Below are 24,806 nucleotides of genomic sequence, written 5' to 3'. Positions count from 1 at the left end.
TGCTTGACGCCTCGGAGGACACCCCATGCCATTTAGCCTACTGAAGTATGGATTAACTAATGAATATCCTGTGGAAGTAGATTTACCTCCACCGAAGGAGCTGAAATCACATTATGATGTTGTCATTATTGGTGGCGGTGGTCATGGTTTAGCAACAGCCTATTATTTATCTAAATATCATGGGATTACCAATATTGCGGTATTGGAAAAGTCCTACCTTGGTGGTGGTAATACAGCGCGAAATACTGCTGTTATTCGTTCGAACTATTTAACTTCTGAAGGTGTGAAATTTTATGCTGAATCGGTACGTATGTTTAAAGATCTCTCGAATGAGTTTGACTTTAACATTATGTACTCTGAACGCGGGCAATTGACTTTAGCGCATACAGATTCAACGGTGCGCGCATTCCGTCAGCGCGCAGAAGTGAATAAGCATTTTGGTGGTCGGACAGAAATGATTGACCGCCAACAAATTAAAGAACTCGTTCCTTGCTTGAATTTAGACCCAGGACATTTACCCGTTCTAGCAGGCCTATGGCATATCGATGGTGCAACCGCACGACATGATGCCGTTGCTTGGGGTTATGCCAAAGAAGCAGCCAAACGTGGGGTAGAAATTCATCAGTTAACTGAAGTACAAGACTTTGTGATCGAGAAGAATAAAGTTACTGCTGTGAAAACCAATCGTGGCACAGTGCAATGCGGCTGTATTGTTCAGGCGATTGCAGGAGCATCCTCTATTTTAATGAATAAGTTGAAAATTCGTGCACCGATTCATACTTATCCCTTACAAGCCATGGTCACGCAACCGTTTAAACCCTTCCTGAATCCTTTGGTGAGTTCTTCGGCTTTGCATTGTTATGTGCAACAAACCAGCCGTGGGGAAATTGTATTTGGTGGCGGTTCCGATCCTTATCCGCTCTATAACACGCGTTCAACTTTAGATTTAAAAGAAAGTTTACTTGCCCATGCAATTGAAATGTTCCCCTTTATGGCCAATGCCAAACTGATGCGTCAATGGGCGGGCATCACCGACATGACACCAGACTATAGCCCGATTATGGGTAAATCGCCTTATGACAATTATTACTTGGATGCAGGTTGGGGCACTTGGGGCTTTAAGGCAACGCCAATTTGTGGAAAAACCATGGCAGAAATGGTGGCGACAGGTCGCACACCAGAAATGATTAAACCTTTTGAATTAGAACGTTTTAGTCGCTTCCAACAAGTGAATGAAATGGGTGCAACGGCTGCGAGCCATTAAGGAGAATATCAGATGAAAATTATGCATTGTCCTTTGAATGGACCTCGTAACATCAGTGAATTTACCTATGGCGGTGAAGTCAAACAGATGCCAGATCAAAATACCTGTACCGATATTGAATGGGCAGACTACGTTTTTAATAGCGATAACACCGCAGGAATTGTACGTGAATGGTGGATGCATACCCCCAGTAGTTACTGGTTTATCGCAGAACGCCATACCGTAACAGATGAAATTATCCGAACTTTTGATGCCAAAGAAATTTTTAATACGCGCGTTGAATTTGTAGCCGTAGAAAGTAAAAAAACAGCTGTCGCACAGCAACAGAAGGAGTCATTAGCATGAGCAATTTAAACTTACCCCGACTCCCTTTGCCTTACGGTACATTACTTGATCGTAGCCAAGAAATTGAATTCGAATTTGACGCTGAAAAATTTAAAGGTTTCGCAGGGGATAGCATCGCCAGTGCCTTGATTGCCAACCAGCGTTGGGTGATGTCCCGTTCGTTTAAGTACCATCGTCCACGTGCGCCACTCACGATGGCTGGTCAAGATGCCAATACCTTAATCCAATTGCCACATGAAGCCAATGTGTTAGCAGATACGACAATCATTCATTCTGGATTGGTTTCTAGTGGGCAAAATTTCTCAGGTTCCCTGATGAAAGACTCGGACGCATTTTTAGGAAGATTTTCCAAATTTATGCCTGTCGGGTTCTATTATCGCTCGTTTTATAAACCGAAAGGCGTGTGGAAACTTTGGGAACCAATCATTCGTAAAAAAGCAGGTTTAGGGGTATTGGACCTCAATTTTGAACCTGAATATTACGACAAGGCTTATTTATTTACCGATATCGCGATTGTGGGTGCTGGTCCAGCGGGGCTGCAAGCAGCGCTCAGTGCAGCAGATGCTGGCGCAAAGGTATTGCTAATTGAGCAAGATAAAATTCTCGGTGGTAGCCTGAACTATGCACGTTTCGACCTTAAAGGTGAAAAAGCCAATGCTTTACGTCAACAACTACTGAGTGCAGTCGAGCAGCATGCCAATATTACCGTAATGACGGAGTCCATCTGTAATGCATGGTTTACCGATCATTATCTGCCTGTGATTCAAGGCAAGCGTTTATATAAAGTCCGCGCGAAGCAATGTATTGTGGCAAGTGGTAGCTTTGATCAACCTGTAGTATTTCGAAATAATGATTTACCGGGGGTGATTTTAACCAGTGCGGTGCAGCGTTTAATTAAACTCTATGCTGTTCAACCAGGTCAGAAGATTACGATTTTGACAGGTAATGATGATGGCTATTTGGCTGCACTGGATTTAATTGATGCCGGCTTAAATATTGTGGCCTTGGTCGATATGCGAGAAACCGCGAAGGATGCTGCACTTTACGGAGCGCTCAAAGCCAAAAAAATTCCGTGCTATATGGGCAGTACCATTTATGAAGCATTGCATGAAAAACATATGCATCGTGTAACGGGTGTTGATATTCGTAATATTGTCTCTGAAGGAGAAGTCGGCACAGAGTCTAAAACAATCCCATGTGATGTACTGTGTATGTCCTCGGGTTATATGCCAGTGTATCAGTTGCTTTGTCAGGCGGGTGCCAAGCTTAGTTATGATGATCACAAAGCTGAATTTACCCTTTCTGGTTTACCCAAAGGACTGTATGTTGCAGGTTCAGTGAATGGGATACATAAGCTTGAGCATGTTCTAGAAAATGCACAACAAACTGCAAAATTGGCGGCTACACGAGCGTTGGAGCAAGCTGATGAGGGTTTATCGTTGCAACAATTCTCTGATCAAGATGTGAATTTTCCTTGGCCGATCTTTAGTCACCCTAAAGGCAAAGAATTTGTCGATTTTGATGAAGATTTACAAATTAAAGATATCGTGAATGCCACCAAGAGCGGCTATCGTGATGTGCAATTGGTTAAGCGTTTTTCAACTGTTGGTATGGGGCCATCGCAAGGTCGTCATTCAGCCTTACCAACTGCGCGTTTAGTAGCGAAATCGACTGATCGTAGTGTCAGTGAAACAGGTGTAACCACTGCACGTCCACCATTTACCGCAGAAAAACTCGCGCATGTTGCGGGACGTAGTTTTGATCCGTACCGTCAAACCCCAATGCATGCACGTCATATTGAAGCAGGCGCAAAAATGATGCCCGCGGGTAATTGGCAACGTCCTGCATTTTACGGTGATGCCAATAAACGTCTGCAAAACATCGAAAGTGAAGTGCTTAATGTGCGCCAAAATGTCGGCATGATTGATGTATCGACTTTGGGTGGCTTAGAGATTCGTGGTTCAGACAGTGCTGAATTCTTAAATCGCCTCTATACCTTTGGATTCGCCAAGTTGCCTGTGGGTAAAACCCGCTATGCGGTTATGGCGAATGAAGATGGTGTGGTGATTGATGATGGGGTTGCAGGGCGCCTCAGTGAAAATCATTTTTACGTGACAGCCACCACCAGTGGTGTAGATCGAATCTATCAACAAATGCTGAAGTGGAATGTGCAATGGCGTTTGAATGTGGATATTACCAATGTCACTACAGCACTTGCAGCGGTGAATATTGCGGGGCCAAACTCACGTGCAGTGATGCAAATGGTTTGTCAGGATGTGGACTTATCCAATGCAGCTTTTCCATATTTAGGACTTCGTGTAGGAACCATTTATGGCATTCCAGTCCGTATTTTACGGGTTGGATTTGTTGGTGAATTGGGCTATGAAATCCACTTTCCCGCACGCTATGGTGAATTTATGTGGGATAAACTGATGCAAGCAGGTCAAGCCTTTGACATGCGACCATTTGGGGTAGAAAGTCAGCGTTTATTACGTTTAGAAAAAGGCCATATCATCATTAGCCAAGATACTGATGGTATGACTCATCCTCAAGAAGTTGATTTGGGTTGGGCAGTGGCACGGAGTAAACCTTGGTTTGTGGGTAAACGATCCATTGAAATTTTAGAAGCACAAAATTTAAAACGTAAATTGGTCTCTTTTGTTTTAGATAAAACTCAAGAAAAGCCACTTGAAGGTCATATTGTATTGGATGGTAATGATATTTCTGGAAATATTACCTCATGTGAATACTCGCCTACGCTAAATCAAATTATTGGCATGGCTTATGTCGGCATCGAGCAAAGTGAAATTGGGCAGCAATTCCCGATTCGGGTAGAAAAAGGTCATGTGGTGCATGCGACGGTGGTAAAAGCCCCTTTCTATGATCCGAAAAACCAACGTCAGGAGATTTAAATATGAACGCATTATACGAAGTGGAACGTAGCCCGATTGCGAAAAGTACGACTGCGTCCTATCAAACTTTTGGCTTGGGTAAACAATTTTTAAAAGATATAGATATAGCCGCAGAAAAACAGATTCAGCAGTGTGCAATCGTCGATTTAACCAATTTATCTCGAGTCGGTTTTCGTGGGCAAGATGCAGCAGAATATCTAAATTCCTATGGTTTTACATTACCAGAAAAGCCGAATCAGGCATTAGAGCAAGAGGATGGTAGTTGGGTTACGCGCTTATCCTTCACTGAATATTGTATATTGGGTTCACTGCATGACTTTGGTGAACGTGTCAGCCAGCTTGAACAAGGCTGGACGATGGATGAGCGGGCAAACTATTTATTGCCGCGTCAAGACAGTCATGCATGGATTCAGTTAACAGGGCAGCATGTAGCGCTGGTCATGGCAAAACTTTGTGGCGTGAATTTGCATCAGGAAGAATTTGCAGTGGGACAAATAGCACAGACCTCTATTGCACGGATTAATGCGATTGTGATTAATGTCAGTGATGCTCAAACCCAAAAGTTTAATCTGCTGTGTGACCGTGCGGCTGCTTTATACCTCTGGGACGTCTTGATTGATGCAATTGACGAATTTGATGGGCAGGTGGCAGGTATTGAAGCCATCCTCTAAACCGATATAGCCAATCAAATACCGATTTGATCATTTTCCCCAACCTAATGTTCAGATCGGTATTGGCTATATGCTAAAACGAAAATTCAATATTAGCCCATGAAAGAACATAATCTGTCTTCGAGTGTTCAATTGATTAAGAATATAAAATTATTCAGACAGTTAGACTGATTCAACCAAACTAATCATTACATCGGCACAGCCTTCACGAGCGAGGCGAGCAGCTTTATATTCTTCGGAGTCATAGCATGCTTGTGCCGTTGCTAAGTCTGCAAACTCAATTACAACATGACGGCTAAATTCATGACCTTCTAAGCTATGTGAGTTACCCCCACGAGCCAAAAATTTAGCGCCATATTTCTGAAATGCAGCAGGGGCCAATTGCATATAGTGTTGGTATTGTTGCATGTCATGGATGGTTACATGTGCAATCCAGTAAGCAGTCATGGCGAATTCCTTTTAAGCCTGATCTAAAACATTTTTAGCAACTGCAGCGGCTTCCGCAATATGCTCAGCGACGGCTTGTTTTGCCCGATCAGGGTCTTGATGAATATAAATGGCTTCGCAGATATTTTTAATCCGTTGATAACCCGAAACTTCTCGCTTGGTTGATTTCATAGTCATGGCACGTAAACGGCTAATCCGACCATTTAAACGCTGTACCACTTCCCACGCGATGTAATGTTTAGCCGTGTTAAAGATGGTTTCATAGAGTTTGGCAGATGTTGCGATGATGTGATTAATATCATCAGCTGCAAAATCTTGCTCTAATTCAGCCAGTAGAACCTTTAAACGTTCACGGGTTGCATCATTGAGATTTTTAGTACAGTCCGCTACCGCACTTTGTTCGAGCAACAATCGAATTTCATAAATTTGCGAAGCAATGTCCCAATTCAGTAAAGAAACTATAGGGCCTTTGTTTGGCAAAATCTCAACAAGACCTTCTGCTTCAAGGTAACGTATCACTTCACGTACCACAGAACGACTGACCCCTAACTCTTCACATAATGTCCGTTCTACCAAACGTTTGCCCGATGGAAAGTAGCCCGTAATAATCGCATTGCGAACTTTCTCTAAACAAAGTTCACGCAAGGTGACTGGCGGATTTTCAATTTTAAGATTCATAAGAGTCGATCTTACCTAAATATGTGAGTCGCAATTTTGTTACATAACTTTCTTTGGAAAAGAGCATAACAAAGTATTGCATTTTTTTCATTATGTATTATGGTATACCATAAGATGTATGACAATACTAACCGACTCAACAGGGAAGAACAATGAACCTGATACGCAAAACCGTACTTCATATAGAAACCACCTATGTAGATGGCGCGAAAGAAGCCGCAACACCATTAAAAATGGTTGCAGCCGCCGCAGTCATTAAAAATCCATGGGCAGGACAGGGCTATGTCGAAAACTTAACCCCAGAAATCCGTCGTATCGCACCCATTTTAAGTGAACACTTAACCAAATTAATTATTGATGAGGTCGGTTCTGGTGCAGCCGTTGAAGCGTTTGGTAAAAGTGCCGTTGTCGGGCTAAATGGTGAACTTGAACATGCTTCAGCGCTTATTCACACCTTACATTTTGGCAACACTTACCGCAGTGCAGTAGAAGCCAAATCGTACTTGGCATTTAACAATACCCGTGGTCCAGCCAATGCAGCCATTTTAGTTCCAATGATGGATAAAAATGATGAAGGTCGCCGCTCACATTATTTAACGTTGCAATTCGCCATTCCTGATGCACCTGGACCAGATGAAATTGTAATTGTAATTGGTGCTGCGACAACAGGACGTCCACACCACCGTATTGGTGATCGTTACAAGGATTTAGAAGAGTTAGGACATGATCTCAAAAACCCAGCAGCTGTCAAATAACCGTATTGCTCACTATTTTGAGCAAGGTGAAGGAGAACCTTTGGTTCTCATTCACGGAGTCGGTATGCAAGCGGAGGCATGGTATCCGCAAATCGAATTTTTTTCGAACCAATATCGGGTTATTTCAGTGGATATGCCCGGTCATGGTCAAAGTACTCAATTACCAGTCGATGCCTCACTACAAGACTTTGTCGATTGGACCATTGAATTTATTAGTGCGTTAGGTTTAGGTCCAGTCAATTTGGCTGGACACTCCATGGGTTCACTGATTACCGCAGGTGTTAGTGTCACGCGTCCTGATTTAGTCAAACGTATGGCGGTGTTAAATGGGGTATACCGTAGAACACCTCAAGCTCGCCAAGCGGTAATGCAACGTGCTGAAGAGTTGAAGCATGGTCATATTGATGTTGAAACACCGTTACAACGTTGGTTTGGTGAAAGTGAACTAGAACAAATTGCTTCAGCAAAAGTGAAATCTTGGTTAGAAAGTGTAAATCTGTTGGGGTATACCACCGCATATTCAGCATTTGCCAGCGGAGATGAAACCTATGCAGATGGTTGGTCGAAAATTGCCTGCCCAGCACTGGTTTTAACTGGGACAGATGACCCAAACTCAACAGCAGAAATGACCGAACAAATGGCGAATCAAGCGCCAAATGGAACAGCCGTTATTATTGAAAATGAAAGACATATGGTGAATTTAACCGCACCAGAAAAAGTTAATCAGGCAATGCAAGCTTGGCTGAATACAGCCGCTTAGGTTGCTGATCGATCACAGGAGTATCGACATGAGTGAACAGGATGTAGTTAATAAAATGCGCGAACTACGCGACGCTTTTGGGTCTTTCATGACTGGCGTTACCGTAGTCACTACCTGTAAAGAGGATGGAACGCCTCTAGGTTTTACTGCCAACTCTTTTGCTTCGGTGTCTTTGGACCCAGCTTTACTGCTTGTCAGTATTGCCAAGACATCAAGCAATTATCATAATTTTGCCGATGCTGCACATTTTGCAATTAATATTTTGGCAGAAGAGCAAAAAGATATTTCAAATACCTTTGCCCGCCCAAGTGATGACCGTTTTGCAAATCTCGCATGGACAACCAGTCCTTGCAAGAACCCATTAATTGATCAAGTAAGTGCATGGTTTGACTGCACGACGCATCAGATTGTGGATGCAGGTGATCATGCGATTTTAATTGGTAAAGTTGAAAATTTTGCATCGGCAGGTTTTGCTGGATTAGGCTATTACCGTGGCGGCTATTTCACTCCAGCAAAACTTTCTGCTGAAGTCATTACTGGTCCGAAAGTAGTGATCAGTGCCATTATTGGCCATGAAAATAAAATTCTCTTGGTAGAAACGCCTGATCATAAATGGACGATTCCACATGTCATGGTCGGCAAAGATGGTGCCGATCAAGCATTAGAAAGCATTTTTGAACAATATCAGCCCGATGCTTCTGCTAGCTTCATTTATTCGGTTTATGAAAATATTGAAAATCAACAACAATATATTTCATTCTTATGTAATACCCCAGTAGATGATGCCATTGCGGGAACCTTTGTCGATTTAAACCAATTAGAACAACTCGAATTTGTCGATAGTGCCTTAGAAAGTATGTTAATGCGTTATCGTAAAGAGAATCACCTAAAAACATATGGTGTTTATTACGGTAATCAAACCAGCGGAACGGTTCGTCAAATTATTAAAGAGGGAGTTTAATCATGCGTTTTTCATTATTTGTGCATATGGAACGAGTTTCTGATCAACAAACACAGAAGCAACTTTATGATGAAATGGTTGAACTCTGTCAAATTGCAGACCGCGGCGGTATGCATGCGATTTGGACGGGTGAACACCATGCGATGAACTTTACCATTGCTCCTAACCCCTTTATTAATTTAGCGGATTTGGCCAATAAAACTCAAAATGTACGTCTAGGTACAGGAACAATTGTTGCCCCTTTTTGGCATCCTATTAAGCTTGCTGGCGAAGCGGCGATGACCGATATTATTACCAATGGTCGTTTAGATATCGGGATTGCCCGTGGAGCCTATTCATTTGAATATGAGCGGATGGTTCCTGGAATGGATGCATGGAGTGCAGGTCAGCGTCTACGTGAAATGATTCCCGCTGTAAAGAACTTATGGAAAGGTGATTATGAACATAAAGGTGAGTTTTGGCAGTTCCCGAAAACGACATCAGCACCGCAACCCCTTCAACAGCCTTTTCCGCCAATTTGGGTGGCAGCGCGTGATCCAAACAGCCATGAGTTTGCGGTGCAAAACAGCTGTAATGTGCAAGTGACACCTTTACATTTTGGCGATGACGAAGTTGAAAAACTAATGGGACACTTCAACACAGCTTGTGAAAAGTTTGCTGATATTCCTCGCCCTGAAATTATGTTACTCCGCCATACCTATGTAGCTGACAGTGAAGCAGACGCTCAATTGGCTGCTGATGAAATTAATACGTTCTATAATTATTTTGGTGCATGGTTTAAAAATGAGCGAGAAATTACTCAAGGCTTAATTGCACCATTAAGTGCTGAAGAAATCGCAGCACATCCATTTTATACCCCTGAAGCAATGCGTAAGAATAATGTGATTGGTCAAGCGCAAGAAGTAATTGATCGTCTGAAAGCTTATGAAGCGATGGGATATAACGAATATTCATTCTGGATTGACACTGGTATGAGTTTTGAACGCAAAAAAGCTTCGTTAGAACGTATGATCAATGAAGTAATGCCTGCATTTGCATAAGAGAGGCAAGGACGATGACCTCAGAATTTCAATTGTATATTAACGGTCAGTTTGAAGCGGGTGCTGCACGTTTTAGCAGTATTAACCCTGCAACTGGTCAAGTGTGGGCAGAAATGCCCGAGGCACGCAGCGATGAAGTCAATCGTGCTGTCGATGCTGCACAGCAAGCATTAACTGATCCTGCTTGGGCTAGCTTAACGGCATCTCAGCGAGGACAGTTGCTTTATAAACTTGCCGATTTAATTGAACAGGCCGCACCGCAGTTAGCTGAAATTGAAACTCAGGATACAGGCAAGATTATACGTGAAACGTCTAGTCAAATTGCTTATGTAGCGCAGTATTACCGTTACTACGCAGGTGTTGCAGATAAAATACAGGGCAGCTTTATTCCTGTAGATAAACCAGACATGCAAGTGTGGACAGTGCGTGAACCTGTTGGGGTGATTGCTGCGATTGTGCCTTGGAACAGCCAACTGTTTTTGTCTGCTGTTAAACTTGGTCCAGCTTTGGCCGCAGGTTGCACTGTCGTGCTCAAAGCATCAGAAGAAGGGCCAGGGCCTTTACTTGAGTTTGCAAAACTTGTGCATGCCGCAGGTTTTCCAGCAGGTGTCGTGAACATTATTACAGGCTTCGGTCCTGAATGTGGTGCAGTGTTGAGTAGCCATCCTAAAGTAGCGCATGTCGCTTTTACGGGTGGGCCTGAAACAGCTAAGCATATCGTCAAAAATAGTGCTGAAAATTTAGCCAAGGTTTCTTTGGAACTCGGCGGTAAATCTCCCTTTATCGTATTTGCAGATGCTGACTTACAAAGTGCAGTCAACGCACAAGTGGCTGCAATTTTTGCAGCAACAGGTCAAAGCTGTGTGGCTGGTTCGCGTTTATTGATTGAAGCCAGTATCAAAGATCAATTTCTGGAAAAATTGGTTGAGCGTGTACAGCATATTCGTGTTGGTTTACCAAATGACATGGCCACTGAGTATGGTCCACTTTGTACTTTGCGCCAACGTGAAAAAATTGAGCAGGTGGTACAGGCTTCTATTCAACAAGGAGCAATTTTGTTGACGGGTGGGCAGGCATTAGACAGAGATGGCTTTTATTATGCGCCAACCATTTTGGACTGTAGTACGGCACCTCAGGCCGATTGTATTACCACAGAATTGTTTGGACCAGTGCTATCGGTAGATAGCTTCACCACTGAACAAGAAGCCATCCAAAAAGCCAATAGCACCCCTTATGGTTTGGCTTCAGGTGTATTTACTACCAACTTAACCCGTGCCCACCGCATGACCAAAGCGATCTGTGCAGGTATTGTTTGGTTAAACACCTATCGAGCCGTTTCTCCTTTAGCTCCCTTTGGCGGCTATGGTTTATCGGGCCATGGTCGCGAAGGTGGCTTAGATGCGGTATTAGATTACACCACCACTAAAACGGTATGGCTAAGAACCTCAGATGACCCGATTGATGACCCCTTCGTCATGAGGTAAAGCTAGTTTATGCCATATTTTAAGATTATTTAATTATTTAGATAATTTAAATAAACGGATTGCTCGAAGAAAATGGATTTTCGATTGAGCCAACTTCGATGTAGATATCGAGTTGGCACAGCATTGCTTTATATAATTTTTAAAACAATGATCTACAAAATTTTATTTTATTCAATTCCGTTTGACTTAACAAAAGGATATCCCTAGTAGACGAGGCTCAATTGCAATATTTTTTAGATTAATTAATAAATGGTTTAAAAATTGCTTTGCATTTTGGGAATAAAAAATTCCTTGAAAGAATTCTTGGAATCGTCATCTAGGCCAATTCTCTATAAAAGTGAGATTAAGGATATGAGTCAAAATGCAACAACAGGAAAAGCTTTTGAAATAGAAAGCAACAGTATCGATTATGTTGATCCGTCGCAAAGAAACGGCAACGTAAAAGATTTATTTACTTTATGGTTCTGTACCAATATTGCACCCTTGGCGGTGATTACGGGTGCTATGGCTGTACAGACATTTAAATTGAACATCATCAGTGCCTTTACAGCAATTCTGTTTGGTCATTTCTTTGGCGCCGCTATTTTAGCCTTAACCTCGGCGCAAGGGCCACAAGTCGGCATTCCTCAAATGATCCAGAGTCGTGCACAATTTGGTCGCTATGGCGCATTATTGGTGGTTATTTTCACGACTTTTATTTATCTGGGCTTTTTTACCTCTAACATTATTTTGTCGGGTAAAACCTTACATACCGTTATTCCTGCAATCCCCGTACCGACAGCAACCGTAATTGGCGCCATTGTTGCGACCTTAATCGGGATTATTGGTTATCACTTTATCCATAAGTTCAACAAAATTGGCACATGGTTTATGGGTGGGGCGCTTTTAATTGGTTTTGCGTTGATGATTCCGCATGTAACGGCTGAGGTGCTTGCCAAAGGGTCTTTTAACTTAAAAGGTTGGTTTGCTATGTTCTGCGTATGCGCAATTTGGCAAATTAGTTTTTCTCCTTACACCTCGGATTACTCACGTTACCTGCCTAAAGAAATTGGTATTTTCAAACCGTTTATTAATACCTACTTAGGTGCAGCTCTAGGTACGATCATTGCATTTAGCTTTGGTATGCTTGCGGTCAGTATTATGACCACCAATGATGCCATGCTTGCGGTTAAAACTGTCACAGGTGGTTTTGGCTATGTACTCATGATTTTGTTCTTATGCAATATCATTGGGCATAATGCCATGAATTTATATGGTGCATCACTTTCCTTTATTACTGCGATTCAAACCTTTGCAGGGAAGTGGATTCCGAGTAAAAATACGCGCATTCTTTTGTCGATCTTCGTGCTCATTCTTTCGACAGGAACTGCACTCTGGGCATCAAGCAGCTTTATCAGCTACTTCCTAAACTTCATCTTTGCGTTGTTATTTATTCTTATTCCGTGGGTTGTTATTAACCTGATGGATTTCTATTACATTAACAAAAAGCGTTATGACATTGATTCTATTTTTGATGAAAACGGTGGTAAATACGGTAAATACAATGTCAAAACCCTCGCTGCCTATTTCATTGGAATTGTGGTTCAAATTCCATTCCTGACCAACTCATTCTTTACAGGTACATTTGCCAACATTATTCCAGATGTCGATATTTCTTGGATTGTCGGCATGTTGGTTACCGCAGTGATCTATTACTTGTTAAATCAGTCCAAGGTCTCTGCACGTCATTACGACGTCTCAACCAAAAAATGTTGAGTCAGCGTAAAGACATTAAGTTTGTAAGGAATAAAAAATGAAATATTCATACTATCGTTTTGGCATAGGTTTAATCAGCTCGAGTCTTACACTGCCGTGTTTTGCAGCAATTACTTTGGGTGACGCCCAAACCGACACTGGTGCACTGACCATTTCAGGTTATGTACGTGCCAATTACCAAGATAAAAATTATGGTTCCGATAATGACCATAAACTGCAATTTAATGCTGCAAAGCTGGCTTTAGATTATTCAGCACCCAAATGGTTTGCACATGGTGAATACCGTTGCTATCAGTACAGTACCTTATGCGATTTCTCGACTTTGGTTGATGCTTATGCTGGTTATCGTTTTAATGAGCAACAAAATGTGACCGTAGGTTTACAACCGATTCCTTTTGGTGTGGCACGTTTTTGGGAAAGTTCATTATATGGTGGTATTAACAACACCATGGGCTTAGAAGATGCACATAATTTGGGCGTGAACTACCATCATGAACTGAATTCAACCAAAATAGATTTAGCTTACTTTGCTACTGATGGTGGAAACTATCATGGTGATAGTCGTGATTCAGCACGCTATACAGGTAACTTTGTAGAATCTGATGATCCAACACGTTCAACACTGAATGAAAAAAATATGTGGATTGGACGAATTAGCCAAGATATTAAATTAAGTAGCATACCTGATCTGAGTTTAAACCTAGGCGGTTCTTACTGGTATTCAGACATTGAAAATAAGACCACAGACTTAGACGGCTCCCGTAAAGCGTGGGCACTGTTTGGAAGTTTGGCTTATCAAAATCTAGCATTGACACTTACCGGTGGTAAAAATTCAGTAAGCAATCAAGATTCAACTCGTCCACATGAGTCAGTGATGGGTTCTTATGATGGTGAATATGACGTTGCCAATAAGGGTGCATTTTATACAGCCGATGTTCGTTATAATTTTAAAGATATATACAAAGGCTTAAGCATTACACCGTATGCGGCATATACCACTTATGTCAAAGATCAGGATGGCTATAAAGATTCAACCCGAAACTTTTTAGGTGCTTCATTTGACTATAAAAAGGTGTCTTTAGTGGCTGAATATATCTTCAGTAAGAATGACCCATTTATTGGTGGAACTCAGGCTGCTTTAGCGCAAGGCGATGCTGATGACAAATGGAATAGACTGTTGAACTTAACCTTCTTCTATTATTTCTAATTGGTAAAATGGGCAGACTGCTCAAAAAAATTTCCTCATTTATTTGGTATACCATATTTCAATAATATGGTATCCAATTTATTATTCAGTTAACGGAATACGTGCTACAGATATTTTGACTGAAGTTACAGTTTAAAAGGTAGGATATACAATGACTCCAATGGGACCACTTTTTCATCAGCAAGCATTGATTGCAGGACAATGGTGCGATGCAGATAATCAACAAACAACCACGATTTATAACCCTGCCAATCAGCAAGTGATCGGTCAAGTTCCCAATATGGGCAAAGCTGAAGCAGAACGTGCGATTCAAGCAGCTTATGCAGCATGGCCAATGTGGAAAGCCAAAACTGCAAAAGAACGTTCAGTTTTATTAAAAAAATGGTATGAGCTGATTATTCAGCATAGTGATGAATTAGCAGCGATATTGACCATTGAACAGGGCAAGCCTTTATTTGAAGCCAAAGGTGAGATTGTGTATGCTGCCAGCTTTATTGAATGGTTTGCTGAAGAAGCGAAACGAATTTATGGGGATGTTATCCCTAGCCCTTATCCCGACGCGCGCATTGTTGTAAACAAACAACCGATTGGTGTCGTTGCAGCAATTACCCCTTGGAATTTTCCTGCTGCGATGATTACCCGAAAAGTGGCACCTGCACTGGCTGCGGGTTGCCCTTGTATTGTCAAACCTGCACCTGAAACACCATTTACAGCTTTAGCCTTAGCTGATTTAGCGGTACAAGCTGGAATTCCCGCAGAAATTTTGAGTGTGATTACAGGCGACGCAGTGCAAATTGGTGATGCCATTTTCTCTAGTGATGCTGTACGCAAGTTTACGTTCACTGGCTCAACACCTGTAGGGAAAATGCTTCTGCAACAATCAGCAAAAACTCTGAAAAAAGTTTCCTTGGAATTGGGTGGCAACGCACCATTTATTGTATTTGATGATGCTGATATCGACGCGGCTGTTGAAGGTGCCTTAATCGCCAAGTTCCGAAATGCAGGACAAACCTGTGTATGTGTAAATCGCTTTTTGGTGCAAGCAGGGATTTACGAAAAATTTATTCAAGTCTTCAAAAGTAAAATTGAAGCCCTAAAAGTCGGCAATGGTTTAGAAGCAGGACATGAAATTGGCCCATTGATTAATCAAGGCGCAGTGGAAAAAGTTCAATCACACATTCAAGATGCACTTTCCAAACAGGGTCGTTTAGTGACTGGTGGACAAAGCCACGTAGCAGGCCCTCTGTTTTTTGAACCGACACTGATTGCCGATGCAAATACTGACATGTTAGTGGCAACTCAAGAAACTTTTGGTCCACTTGCAGCGGTATTTAAGTTTGAAACTGAAGATCAAGCTGTACAGATGGCAAATGACACAGAATATGGTCTTGCTGCCTATTGTTATACCCGAGACTTAGGCCGTGCATGGCGTATGAGTGAACAACTTGAGTACGGTATGGTTGGGATCAATAAAGGTCTCATTTCAAATGAAGTTGCACCTTTTGGTGGCGTAAAGCATTCTGGTTTAGGGCGTGAAGGCTCTAAATATGGCATCGAAGACTATCTTGAAATTAAATACACTTTATTTGGAGGCATTTAAGCATGAGTAATGAAAAATTTGAAAAAGGTTTAGCTATTCGTAAGCAGGTCTTGGGTGAAGAATACGTGAATAACTCACTCAACAATGCCGATGATTTTAATCTTCCCTTACAAGAGCTTGTGACCGAATATTGCTGGGGTGCAGTTTGGGGCAGAGAAGAACTATCCAAAGCCGAAAGAAGCATGATTAATTTGGCGATGATTTCTGCATTGAACCGCCCACATGAATTAAAACTACATGTCAAAGGTGCATTGCGTAATGGTGTACCCAAAGAAAAAATTCGTGAGGTATTGCTCCAAGTCGCAATTTATTGCGGTGTACCTGCGGCAGTGGATAGCTTCCGTATTGCCAAAGAAGCAATTAAAGAGTTTGAAGCAGACGCTTAGTGCTATGTATGAATAATAAAAAGAGAAACAGCAGTTTCTCTTTTTATTTGGTTCGTTGTGCCATTACATCAAAGTATAAAGCACCTACTTTATTATTTTTTAACTGTTATAAGCACGTTCGTTATGCTCAATAATATCAAGACCTTGCTGTTCTTCTTCTGCACTGACCCGTAACCCGATTGTCATATCTATGCCTTTCATAATGAGCCATGTAAAACATCCACAGTACACAATAGTTAAGACAATGCCTGCAACTTGAGCAAAGAATTGCTGGACTAAATTAACATCGCTTACAGTACCCCCTAAAGCAGGAATACAGAAAATGCCTGTTAATATTGCCCCAACCATGCCACCTACACCGTGTAAGGCAAATACATCAACAGCATCATCAAAACCAAATTTTCGTTTTAATGTAGTCACAGCATAAAAACAACAAATACTTGTAAGGAAGCCAATCGCAAGCGCACCTAATGGTCCAACATAAGCAGCAGCAGGCGTAATGCCAACCAAGCCAGCAACCGCTCCTGAAGCCAGTCCAAGAGATGTCACATGTTTTGCCATCATTTTTTCAATACACATCCAACCAGTAATACCCGCACAAGTCGCAAGCATTGTGGTTAACAGTGCGACGCCCGCTGTGGTATTGGCAGAGAGCGCAGAACCGACATTAAAACCAAACCAACCTGCCCATAATAGTGCAGCACCAATCATGGTATATACTAAATTGTGTGGCGGCATCGCTGTCGTAGGCCAGCCGTGACGTTTCCCCAAAACCAATACACCGACCAAGGCCGCAATACCAGAGTTAATATGAACCGCTGTCCCGCCAGCAAAATCTAACACCCCCCAGTTGTGCATAATTGCCCCAGGGCCACCCCAGACCATATGTGCTAAAGGGCCATAAACTAAAGTCAGCCAAAGTGCAGCAAAGATTATAACAGCACTAAACTTCATACGTTCTGCAAAAGCACCAATGGCAATACAAGGTGTAATAATGGCAAAAGTTAGACCAAAAGTAATCAACACATACTCAGGCACACCGCCCACCAAGGTCTGGTCATTTATGCCGAGTAGAAATGTTTTATTTAAGGAACCTACAAAACTATTAAGGTTTAAATTCCCTTCGGTCATGTTACTGGTGTCGGAGGTCATACTATAAACAAATGCCACCCATAAAATGGCTGAAATACCTGCAACGGCAAAGAATTGAGAGAACAAGGACAAAACATTTTTTGACCGTAGCATTCCACCATAAAATAAGGCAAGACCTGGAATGAACATCATCAGTACTAAAATTGCAGAGATCATCATCCATACTGTAGATGCAGCATCTAAGTGAGGTTCTTCGGCAAAAACACAGGTAGGAATAAGGAATAGCAAGGCCAGAAAGATTTTTTTTAACACATGAATCATGATGAAGTACTCCCAATGGAGGATTTGCTTATTTGATTGGCTCTTAAATAGAAATACATAAGATCAGCATTCCTAAAGAGAATAATAATTTCCTTTCAGTTAAAGCAATTCTTGTACCATGATTATTTATTAAGCATTCTTATGACGTGACAATGTAGTGTGATTGATAAAACTATGAAACATTGAAATGATTGAAAGGTGTATGTGATTTAGCTTTAATATTTTCACATGCACCATTTCTTAAAACAGGTACCATACAGAAACTTATACTTCTCCATTTGATCCATAGTTCATAATTGAGAGTAAACGAATTGGCACTTTAATCAGTTTTTCTGGTCCATGTGGGATTTCACCTTCAAGTGTTAAACAGTCACCTGGCTGCATGTGGAAAATTTCATGACCATGGCGATACATTAATTCACCTTCAACCAGATACAACATTTCTGTACCAGGATGAGCAAAGGTCGGGAACTCCTCACTAGCATCATCCATACTCACCAAATAAGCCTCAAAATTTTTACGTGGGCCACGTGAATGCGTAATGAGATGATACGTGTGTCCTTTTTCAGTTCCACGACGTACAACTTCCATACCTTCACCTGATTTAACCAACATGGCATTACTTTCTTGTTGGTCATATTGACTAAACAACGTTGACATTGGAATACCGAGGACTTCACATAGGCGACTAAGAGTTTCAAGGCTAGTCGAAACCTGAGCATTTTCAATTTTACTTAACATGCCTTGGCTAATACCTGAAATTTGGGCTACTTCAGACAGTTTGAGGCTCTGTTCTTGTCGATGTTTCTTAATTTGAATACCTATATATTGTTCCAACTTTAGGCTGTTCTTGGTTTGACTCATTATGGTTCAACTCTGCACTGTTTTGAAAATTATGCCTTTTAAATTCTACTAAAAATAAAAAACTATTGTTCTATATTTTAATAATCCTCTTGTGAAATAAATATTCCTATAAGGAAATTAAAGGCTTGGCTGTTTTTTATCAAATTCTTCTGCAAAAAATGAAACTTGGCAAGAGATTTGCTTTTCTCTTTGGGAAATAAAATTTCTTGATATGAAACTTGCATTAATATAAATATCTCAATGCATTTTTCAAGCCAAACACTGTTTTTGTCATATTAGGAGTATGTCAATCATGTTGCAGCAGGCTGTAAAGGAGATGTTTGATCACCACGAAGTGATCAACAAACCCATGTATCGTTCAGAAGTACAAAAAGTCATTGATCAACATCATTTGAAATATGTGCTTGCACAATTTGTGGATATTCATGGTGCAGCAAAAACAAAATCAGTTCCAATTTCTGGTTTAAAAGCCATTGAGAAAGATGGTGTAGGCTTTGCTGGATTTGCAATTTCTGGTATGGGAATGCAACCGCATGGCCCTGACTTTATGGTAAAAGGGGATTTATCTACTTTAATTCCTGTCCCTTGGCAACCTGGTTATGGCCGCGTGGTTTGCGAAGGACATGTAAATGGTAAACCTCACCCTTATGACACTCGTTATGTACTGCGTAAACAAGTACAACGTTTGGCTGAGAAAGGTTGGACATTAAATACAGGTTTAGAACCAGAATTTAGTCTTTTCCGTCGTGGAGAAGATGGCAAATTAAAAGCTGTGGATGACTCAGATACTTTAGATAAACCTTGTTATGACTATAAAGGTCTTTCCCGTTCTCGTCAGTTCCTTGAGCGCTTAACTGAAGCATTAATCCCCGTAGGTTTTGATATTTATCAAATTGATCATGAAGATGCCAATGGGCAATTTGAGATTAATTATACTTATAGTGATGCTATGAATTCGGCAGATATGTTTACTTTCTTCCGCATGGCAGCAGGAGAAATTGCCAATGATTTAGGCATGATTTGTTCATTTATGCCTAAACCAGATCCTAAACGAGCAGGAAATGGAATGCACTTCCATTTGTCTATTGGTAGTGATGAATCAAATAACTTATTTCATGATCCGAACGACCCAAGCGGTATGGGGCTGTCAAAAATGGCTTACCAATTTATTGCTGGTTTGTTGGCTCATGCACCAGCACTTTGCGCATTTTGTGCCCCAACCGTCAACTCTTACAAACGCTTAGTGGTTGGTCGTTCACTGTCGGGCGCAACATGGGCACCTGCTTTTATCACTTACGGAGCAAATAACCGTTCGGCAATGGTCCGTATTCCCTATGGACGTATTGAGCTTCGACTACCAGATGCAGGCTGTAATCCCTATTTAGTTTCTGCAGCCATCATTGCCGCTGGTTTAGATGGTATTGAGCGTGAACTTAGCCCGCCGACCGCATGCAATGAAAATTTATACACCTTAGGTTTTGATGAAATTGCAGAACGTGGCATTGAAACCTTACCACAGTCCTTAAAAGAAGCAGTGGATGCTCTAAAAGCTGATCCATTATTTAAAGACAAAATGGGTGCAGAGATTGTGGATGAATTTATTGAACAAAAAAGTATGGAATGGGTCGAATACTGTCGTCACGTTTCGGACTGGGAAATACAGCGTTATACCGAGTTCTTTTAAGCAAAAGACCTAATGTCACCGCTAATACAAAGCAATGAATACAAAATAATCGGAGAAAGAATATGTGTGGAATTGTTGGTTTATATCTTAAAAATCCTGCGCTTGAATCACAATTAGGCAAATTATTTGAGCCAATGTTAGAAGCCATGACTGGTCGTGGTCCAGACAGTGCAGGCTTTGCCATTTACGGTGATGAAGTACAAGACGGTTGGGTCAAATTAACCTTACAAACGACAGATGAATCTTTTAACTGGCAAGGTTTTGCGGAAAATTTAAAAGCCAAATTGGGTACAGGATTTGACTGGTTCCAAAATGCAACTGCTGCAGTTTTAAAAGTCGAAGCAGATGAAACAACTGTTCGTGCTGCCATTACTGAACTTGCATCTGAACTTAGAATTATGAGTGTGGGGCAAAGCATTGAAATCTTAAAAGGCATGGGTCTTCCAGTCGAAATTTCTGAGCGATTTGGCTTAGCTAAAATGAAAGGTAGCCACATCATTGGGCATACCCGTATGGCGACTGAAAGTGCTGTAACAATGGAGGGGAGTCACCCATTTTCTACAGGTGCCGACTTATGTTTAGTACATAACGGTTCATTATCGAATCATGCCCGTTTACGTCAAGAACTTAAACGTGAAGGCATCAGCTTCGAAACAGATAACGATACGGAAGTTGCGGCAGGTTATCTCACTTGGCGCTTACAACAAGGGGACAATCTGGAGCAAGCCCTCAATCACGCACTAGATGACTTAGATGGTTTCTTCACCTTTGCAATTGGCACTCGTGATGGTTTTGCTGTGATTCGTGATCCGATTGCTTGTAAACCAGCGGTTTTGGCTGAAACGGATGATTACGTTGCCATGGCTTCTGAATATCAAGCCTTAGCCTCATTACCGAATATTGATAAAGCCAAAGTGTGGGAGCCAGAGCCAGCGACTTTATATGTTTGGGAACGTTCTTCAACCAATAGTAGTGCAGCAGCATAAGTTAACAGGAAAATTGGAGCAAAAATATGAATAGCACAGTACTAGCAGAAAAAATGACTTCAACCATTTTTAAAGATACTTATGATCTAAGCGTGGATACGATTCGCGAGCTGAATCAGGCGTTACATACTGCAGAAATTGTTGAAGAAGTCACAGCTTGGAAAATCAAGAATCCAGCGGGCCAACATAACATTGCCGTTGGGATTAAAGCGCCAGTTCAAGTCACCATTGATGGACATGCAGGTTATTACTGTGCGGGTATGAACCAAAAAGCAGACATCGTGGTGAATGGTAATGTCGGTGTCGGAGTAGCTGAGAATATGATGTCAGGTTCTGTATATATTAAAGGCAATGCATCGCAAGCGGCAGGTGCAACAGCACATGGTGGTTTACTTGTGATTGACGGTGATGCAGGTGCCCGCTGTGGCATTTCCATGAAAGGTGTGGATATTGTGGTGGGCGGTAGTATCGGTCACATGAGTTGCTTCATGGGTCAAGCAGGTCGCTTGGTGGTGTGTGGAGATGCAGGTGATGCACTTGGCGACTCACTCTATGAAACCCGTATTTATGTTAAAGGCACAGTGAAATCACTGGGTTCAGATTGTATTGAAAAAGAAATGCGCCCTGAGCACATTGCTGAATTGACTGAGTTATTAGCAAAAGCGGGTTTTGACCAAGATCCAAGCACATTTAAACGCTACGGTTCCGCACGCCAACTTTATAACTTCAAAGTAGACAATGCATCTGCTTACTAAGAATTCAACGTATTTGGAGAAATCATCATGACACAAGCGACTACTACATTTGAGCCAGTATTACGTGAATCCGCTACGTTTGATCGTTTGACGATTCAAGAAATTCAACGTGCAGCTGCAACAGGGATCTACGATATTCGTGGTGGCGGTACTAAACGCCATTTACCACACTTTGATGATTTACTGCTTTTGGGCGCGAGTATGTCGCGTTACCCATTAGAAGGTTACCGTGAAAAATGTGGCACCGATGTGGTGTTGGGTACACGTTTTGCGAAAAACCCCATTCATTTAAAAATTCCAGTGACCATTGCAGGGATGAGCTTTGGTGCTTTGTCTGCCAATGCCAAAGAATCACTCGGTCGTGGCGCCTCTATGGTGGGGACATCGACAACGACAGGTGATGGCGGAATGACACCTGAAGAGCGTGGTCATTCTGAAACATTAGTGTACCAATATCTTCCTTCACGTTATGGTATGAACCCAGACGATTTGCGCAAAGCAGATGCCATTGAAATTGTACTCGGACAAGGTGCAAAACCGGGCGGTGGCGGCATGCTACTCGGTATGAAGGTCACTGAGCGTGTTGCGGGGATGCGTACACTTCCAGTAGGTGTCGATCAACGTAGTGCATGTCGTCATCCTGATTGGACAGGTCCAGATGACTTAGCCATTAAAATTGCTGAAATCCGTGAAATTACTGATTGGGAAAAACCGATTTATGTCAAAATCGGGGCGAGCCGTCCGTACTATGATGTCAAACTTGCAGTTAAAGCAGGGGCGGATGTCATTGTATTAGATGGTATGCAAGGCGGTACTGCTGCAACTCAAGAAGTATTTATTGAGCATGTCGGTATTCCAATTTTGTCTGCGATTCCTCAAGCTGTTCAGGCGCTGCAAGAAATGGGAATGCATCGTAAGGTTCAGCTCATCGTTTCAGGCGGAATTCGTACAGGTGCTGATGTTGCAAAAGCGATGGCATTGGGTGCAGATGCAGTGGCGATTGGCACTGCTGCACTGATTGCATTAGGTGATAACCATCCTCGTTTAAATGAAGAGTTAAATAAAATTGGCTCTGCGTCGGGTTATTATGATGATTGGCAGAATGGACGTGATCCTGCAGGGATTACTACCCAAGACCCAGAGTTGGCTCAACGCTTAGACCCAATTGAAGGAGGGCGCCACTTAGCCAATTATTTACGGGTCTTGGTATTAGAAGCCCAAACCATGGCGCGCGCTTGTGGTAAATCGCACTTACACAACCTTGACCCTGAAGATTTGGTTGCGTTAACTGTTGAAGCTGCAGCAATGGCCCGTGTACCACTTGCAGGAACAAACTGGGTTCCAGGGCAATTACAGTATTAAGCTTAGAAATGATTTTGGTTCTGAATGGCTTTAGTTGCACAAAACTGTTCTTAAGGGCTTCTTCAGCAATATGATTTTCAAATGAAGAAGCCTACACACAAAATCTACCGCACAACCAATTAGCCCGCATATAACCGACCTCTCATTAATCGTGGGAATATTGCCATTTGGTTCGATCCAAAGACCCAGTGGTATGCACAATCATAAGGCAATCATGGTCGGAATCAAACTTACTCTGACACCGCTATTCAATGCTGTTTAATGATTAAATCTTTATTCAGACTCTCTGTACGCATGGTCACAGGTTTTGTTCAAAGTCTGATTAACCTTTGCGGATTAAATTGGGCAGCACCAGATTACAGTACGCTGTGTAGAAGACAAAAGCATATTGATATTCAAATTAGCTATGAGAAGAGTTGCAATAGACTGCATCTACTCGTCGATTCCACGGGCTTGAAGTTTTTAGGTGAAGGTGAATGGAAACGTAAGAAACATCAGCCTGAATATCGTCACCAATGGCGTAAATTACATATTGGTATAGATGCTAAAACCATGCAAATACGTGCTATTCAGCTCACAATCAATAATGTCAGTGATTAACAGGTACTTGGTGATTTACTTGATCAGATTCCACAAGATGAGCAGATTGACTCTGTTTATACCGATGGAGCTTATGACACCAAGAAATGCCGTCCGGTCATTGCGGATCGGCAAAAACATGCAATGATTCCTCCTAGGAAAAATGCCAAGTTTTGGAAAGATACAAAGACCAGTTCGCTAGAGCGAAATGAATTACTTCGAACAGTTAAAACGTTTAGGCAGGACACTATGGAAAAAATGGTGAGGCTATCATCGCCGAAGTTTGGTTGAAACCAAGATGTACTGCATCAAATTATTAAGCGATAAACTCAGTTCAAGAAACCTTCGAAGCCAAGTCAATGAGGTTCATGCATGTGTAGCAGTCCTTAACAAATTTATGGAATTAGGTCGACCACATACCCAAGTTGTAACTTAAATTTGAGTTGCTTAAAAGAACTCTATCTTTAAAGGCTTTATGCAATAAAGCCCAACGCAACTAATCCATTTATTGGTGTTGATCATGCTTGGATGAGTGGACCGACTTTTCCTCCCCATCAAGGCTTTTCAGCAGTTTCATATTTATTCCTTGATTCAGAAACAGGAATTAATAATCGTGACTCAATTGGGACTCAAAATCTTATAAAATCAGGTGGTCTGCATTGGACGACCGCGGGTAAAGGGATCGTACATGAAGAAGTTCCTGCTGAAACAGGAAAGACCGTACATTCCCTACTAATCTTTATTAGCCTGCCATTGACTCCACCCACTGAAGTCACAATGTTGGACATTAGTTTTTAGAACCAAACGCAGAACTTGTTTTGAACTTAGCACCTGAACATTCAGGCTTTCTCTTACCTGTCTATGGCAAAGTTAGGGTAGATGATCAAATCATTAAACT

General features: G+C 41.8%; 22 protein-coding genes and 1 pseudogene. 19 read left to right on the top strand and 4 right to left on the bottom strand.

Features of this window, described 5'->3' with window-relative positions:
* Nucleotides 1-25 precede the first annotated feature (25 nt).
* From ACZ8ZH_RS09165 to ACZ8ZH_RS09150, 4 genes are read left to right on the top strand one after another with little or no spacing between them, the layout of a single operon-like run.
* A complete protein-coding gene (locus ACZ8ZH_RS09165) occupies nt 26-1,264 on the top strand; it encodes an FAD-dependent oxidoreductase (RefSeq protein ID WP_119064001.1) in 1,239 nt (412 codons plus the stop codon).
* A 12-nt stretch (nt 1,265-1,276) separates the two neighbouring features.
* Complete coding sequence (locus ACZ8ZH_RS09160) at nt 1,277-1,609, top strand: sarcosine oxidase subunit delta (protein ID WP_119064000.1); 333 nt, start codon at nt 1,277-1,279, stop codon at nt 1,607-1,609.
* Nucleotides 1,606-4,521, top strand: a complete 2,916-nt coding sequence (locus ACZ8ZH_RS09155) for a glycine cleavage T C-terminal barrel domain-containing protein (RefSeq protein WP_119063999.1) — start codon at nt 1,606-1,608, stop codon at nt 4,519-4,521. The genes ACZ8ZH_RS09160 and ACZ8ZH_RS09155 overlap by 4 nt, the downstream gene beginning before the upstream one ends.
* Nucleotides 4,522-4,523: 2 nt before the next feature.
* Nucleotides 4,524-5,192: a sarcosine oxidase subunit gamma gene (locus ACZ8ZH_RS09150; protein ID WP_119063998.1), complete on the top strand. Its 669-nt coding sequence runs from the start codon at nt 4,524-4,526 to the stop codon at nt 5,190-5,192.
* A 162-nt stretch (nt 5,193-5,354) separates the two neighbouring features.
* On the opposite strand, the gene ACZ8ZH_RS09145 is transcribed toward ACZ8ZH_RS09150, so the two are convergent.
* Nucleotides 5,355-5,639 (bottom strand): DUF1330 domain-containing protein, encoded by a 285-nt coding sequence (locus tag ACZ8ZH_RS09145; RefSeq protein WP_086210601.1) that lies wholly within the window; start codon nt 5,637-5,639, stop codon nt 5,355-5,357.
* A 12-nt stretch (nt 5,640-5,651) separates the two neighbouring features.
* Nucleotides 5,652-6,317 carry a GntR family transcriptional regulator gene (locus tag ACZ8ZH_RS09140; RefSeq protein ID WP_086210600.1) on the bottom strand — a complete coding sequence of 222 codons (666 nt, stop codon included), beginning with the start codon at nt 6,315-6,317 and terminating at the stop codon, nt 5,652-5,654.
* A 152-nt stretch (nt 6,318-6,469) separates the two neighbouring features.
* Between ACZ8ZH_RS09140 and ACZ8ZH_RS09135 the strand changes: the two genes are divergently transcribed.
* The 9 genes from ACZ8ZH_RS09135 to ACZ8ZH_RS09095 all read left to right on the top strand — a co-directional run bounded on the left by ACZ8ZH_RS09135 (nt 6,470) and on the right by ACZ8ZH_RS09095 (nt 16,265).
* Entirely contained in the window at nt 6,470-7,072 is a 603-nt protein-coding gene (locus ACZ8ZH_RS09135) for an amino acid synthesis family protein (protein WP_086210599.1), read from the top strand.
* On the top strand, nt 7,041-7,832 hold the full coding sequence (locus ACZ8ZH_RS09130) for an alpha/beta fold hydrolase (protein WP_086210598.1): 792 nt from the start codon (nt 7,041-7,043) through the stop codon (nt 7,830-7,832). The genes ACZ8ZH_RS09135 and ACZ8ZH_RS09130 overlap by 32 nt, the downstream gene beginning before the upstream one ends.
* A 28-nt stretch (nt 7,833-7,860) precedes the next feature.
* Nucleotides 7,861-8,793, top strand: coding sequence for a flavin-dependent trigonelline monooxygenase reductase component (gene tgnA / locus ACZ8ZH_RS09125; protein ID WP_119063997.1), 933 nt, complete (start codon nt 7,861-7,863; stop codon nt 8,791-8,793).
* A 2-nt stretch (nt 8,794-8,795) separates the two neighbouring features.
* The gene (gene tgnB / locus ACZ8ZH_RS09120; protein ID WP_119063996.1) at nt 8,796-9,833 is read left to right on the top strand and encodes a flavin-dependent trigonelline monooxygenase oxygenase component; all 1,038 of its coding nucleotides are present in this window, start codon (nt 8,796-8,798) and stop codon (nt 9,831-9,833) included.
* A gap of 14 nt (nt 9,834-9,847) precedes the next feature.
* A complete protein-coding gene (gene tgnC / locus ACZ8ZH_RS09115) occupies nt 9,848-11,317 on the top strand; it encodes a (Z)-2-((N-methylformamido)methylene)-5-hydroxybutyrolactone dehydrogenase (protein WP_119063995.1) in 1,470 nt (489 codons plus the stop codon).
* A gap of 351 nt (nt 11,318-11,668) precedes the next feature.
* Complete coding sequence (locus ACZ8ZH_RS09110; protein ID WP_119063994.1) at nt 11,669-13,072, top strand: purine-cytosine permease family protein; 1,404 nt, start codon at nt 11,669-11,671, stop codon at nt 13,070-13,072.
* Nucleotides 13,073-13,109: 37 nt separating this feature from the next.
* Entirely contained in the window at nt 13,110-14,279 is a 1,170-nt protein-coding gene (locus ACZ8ZH_RS09105; protein WP_119063993.1) for a porin, read from the top strand.
* A gap of 151 nt (nt 14,280-14,430) precedes the next feature.
* A complete protein-coding gene (locus ACZ8ZH_RS09100; protein WP_119063992.1) occupies nt 14,431-15,879 on the top strand; it encodes an NAD-dependent succinate-semialdehyde dehydrogenase in 1,449 nt (482 codons plus the stop codon).
* A gap of 2 nt (nt 15,880-15,881) precedes the next feature.
* Nucleotides 15,882-16,265 carry a carboxymuconolactone decarboxylase family protein gene (locus tag ACZ8ZH_RS09095; protein WP_086210591.1) on the top strand — a complete coding sequence of 128 codons (384 nt, stop codon included), beginning with the start codon at nt 15,882-15,884 and terminating at the stop codon, nt 16,263-16,265.
* Nucleotides 16,266-16,364: 99 nt separating this feature from the next.
* On the opposite strand, the gene ACZ8ZH_RS09090 is transcribed toward ACZ8ZH_RS09095, so the two are convergent.
* Nucleotides 16,365-17,678, bottom strand: a complete 1,314-nt coding sequence (locus tag ACZ8ZH_RS09090; protein ID WP_416332349.1) for an ammonium transporter — start codon at nt 17,676-17,678, stop codon at nt 16,365-16,367.
* A 264-nt stretch (nt 17,679-17,942) separates the two neighbouring features.
* Nucleotides 17,943-18,542 carry a helix-turn-helix domain-containing protein gene (locus tag ACZ8ZH_RS09085; RefSeq protein WP_086210589.1) on the bottom strand — a complete coding sequence of 200 codons (600 nt, stop codon included), beginning with the start codon at nt 18,540-18,542 and terminating at the stop codon, nt 17,943-17,945.
* 292 nt (nt 18,543-18,834) lie between these two features.
* Between ACZ8ZH_RS09085 and glnT the strand changes: the two genes are divergently transcribed.
* The 6 genes and pseudogenes from glnT (at nt 18,835) to ACZ8ZH_RS09055 (ending at nt 24,706) form a co-directional block, all read left to right on the top strand.
* The gene (gene glnT, locus ACZ8ZH_RS09080) at nt 18,835-20,226 is read left to right on the top strand and encodes a type III glutamate--ammonia ligase (RefSeq protein WP_228199438.1); all 1,392 of its coding nucleotides are present in this window, start codon (nt 18,835-18,837) and stop codon (nt 20,224-20,226) included.
* 62 nt (nt 20,227-20,288) lie between these two features.
* Nucleotides 20,289-21,212 carry a class II glutamine amidotransferase gene (locus tag ACZ8ZH_RS09075; RefSeq protein ID WP_119063990.1) on the top strand — a complete coding sequence of 308 codons (924 nt, stop codon included), beginning with the start codon at nt 20,289-20,291 and terminating at the stop codon, nt 21,210-21,212.
* 26 nt (nt 21,213-21,238) lie between these two features.
* A complete protein-coding gene (locus tag ACZ8ZH_RS09070; RefSeq protein WP_119063989.1) occupies nt 21,239-21,967 on the top strand; it encodes a GltB/FmdC/FwdC-like GXGXG domain-containing protein in 729 nt (242 codons plus the stop codon).
* A gap of 27 nt (nt 21,968-21,994) precedes the next feature.
* A complete protein-coding gene (locus ACZ8ZH_RS09065) occupies nt 21,995-23,329 on the top strand; it encodes an FMN-binding glutamate synthase family protein (RefSeq protein ID WP_119063988.1) in 1,335 nt (444 codons plus the stop codon).
* An 81-nt stretch (nt 23,330-23,410) separates the two neighbouring features.
* Nucleotides 23,411-24,344, top strand: a pseudogene (locus ACZ8ZH_RS09060) (IS5 family transposase).
* Nucleotides 24,345-24,436: 92 nt separating this feature from the next.
* Nucleotides 24,437-24,706: a pirin family protein gene (locus ACZ8ZH_RS09055; protein WP_228147025.1), complete on the top strand. Its 270-nt coding sequence runs from the start codon at nt 24,437-24,439 to the stop codon at nt 24,704-24,706.
* Nucleotides 24,707-24,806 lie beyond the last annotated feature (100 nt).

This window comes from Acinetobacter sp. SW-226, assembly GCF_055632855.1.
The sequence above is the reverse complement of the archived record's forward strand: the minus strand, read 5'-3'. Positions and strand labels throughout refer to the sequence as shown.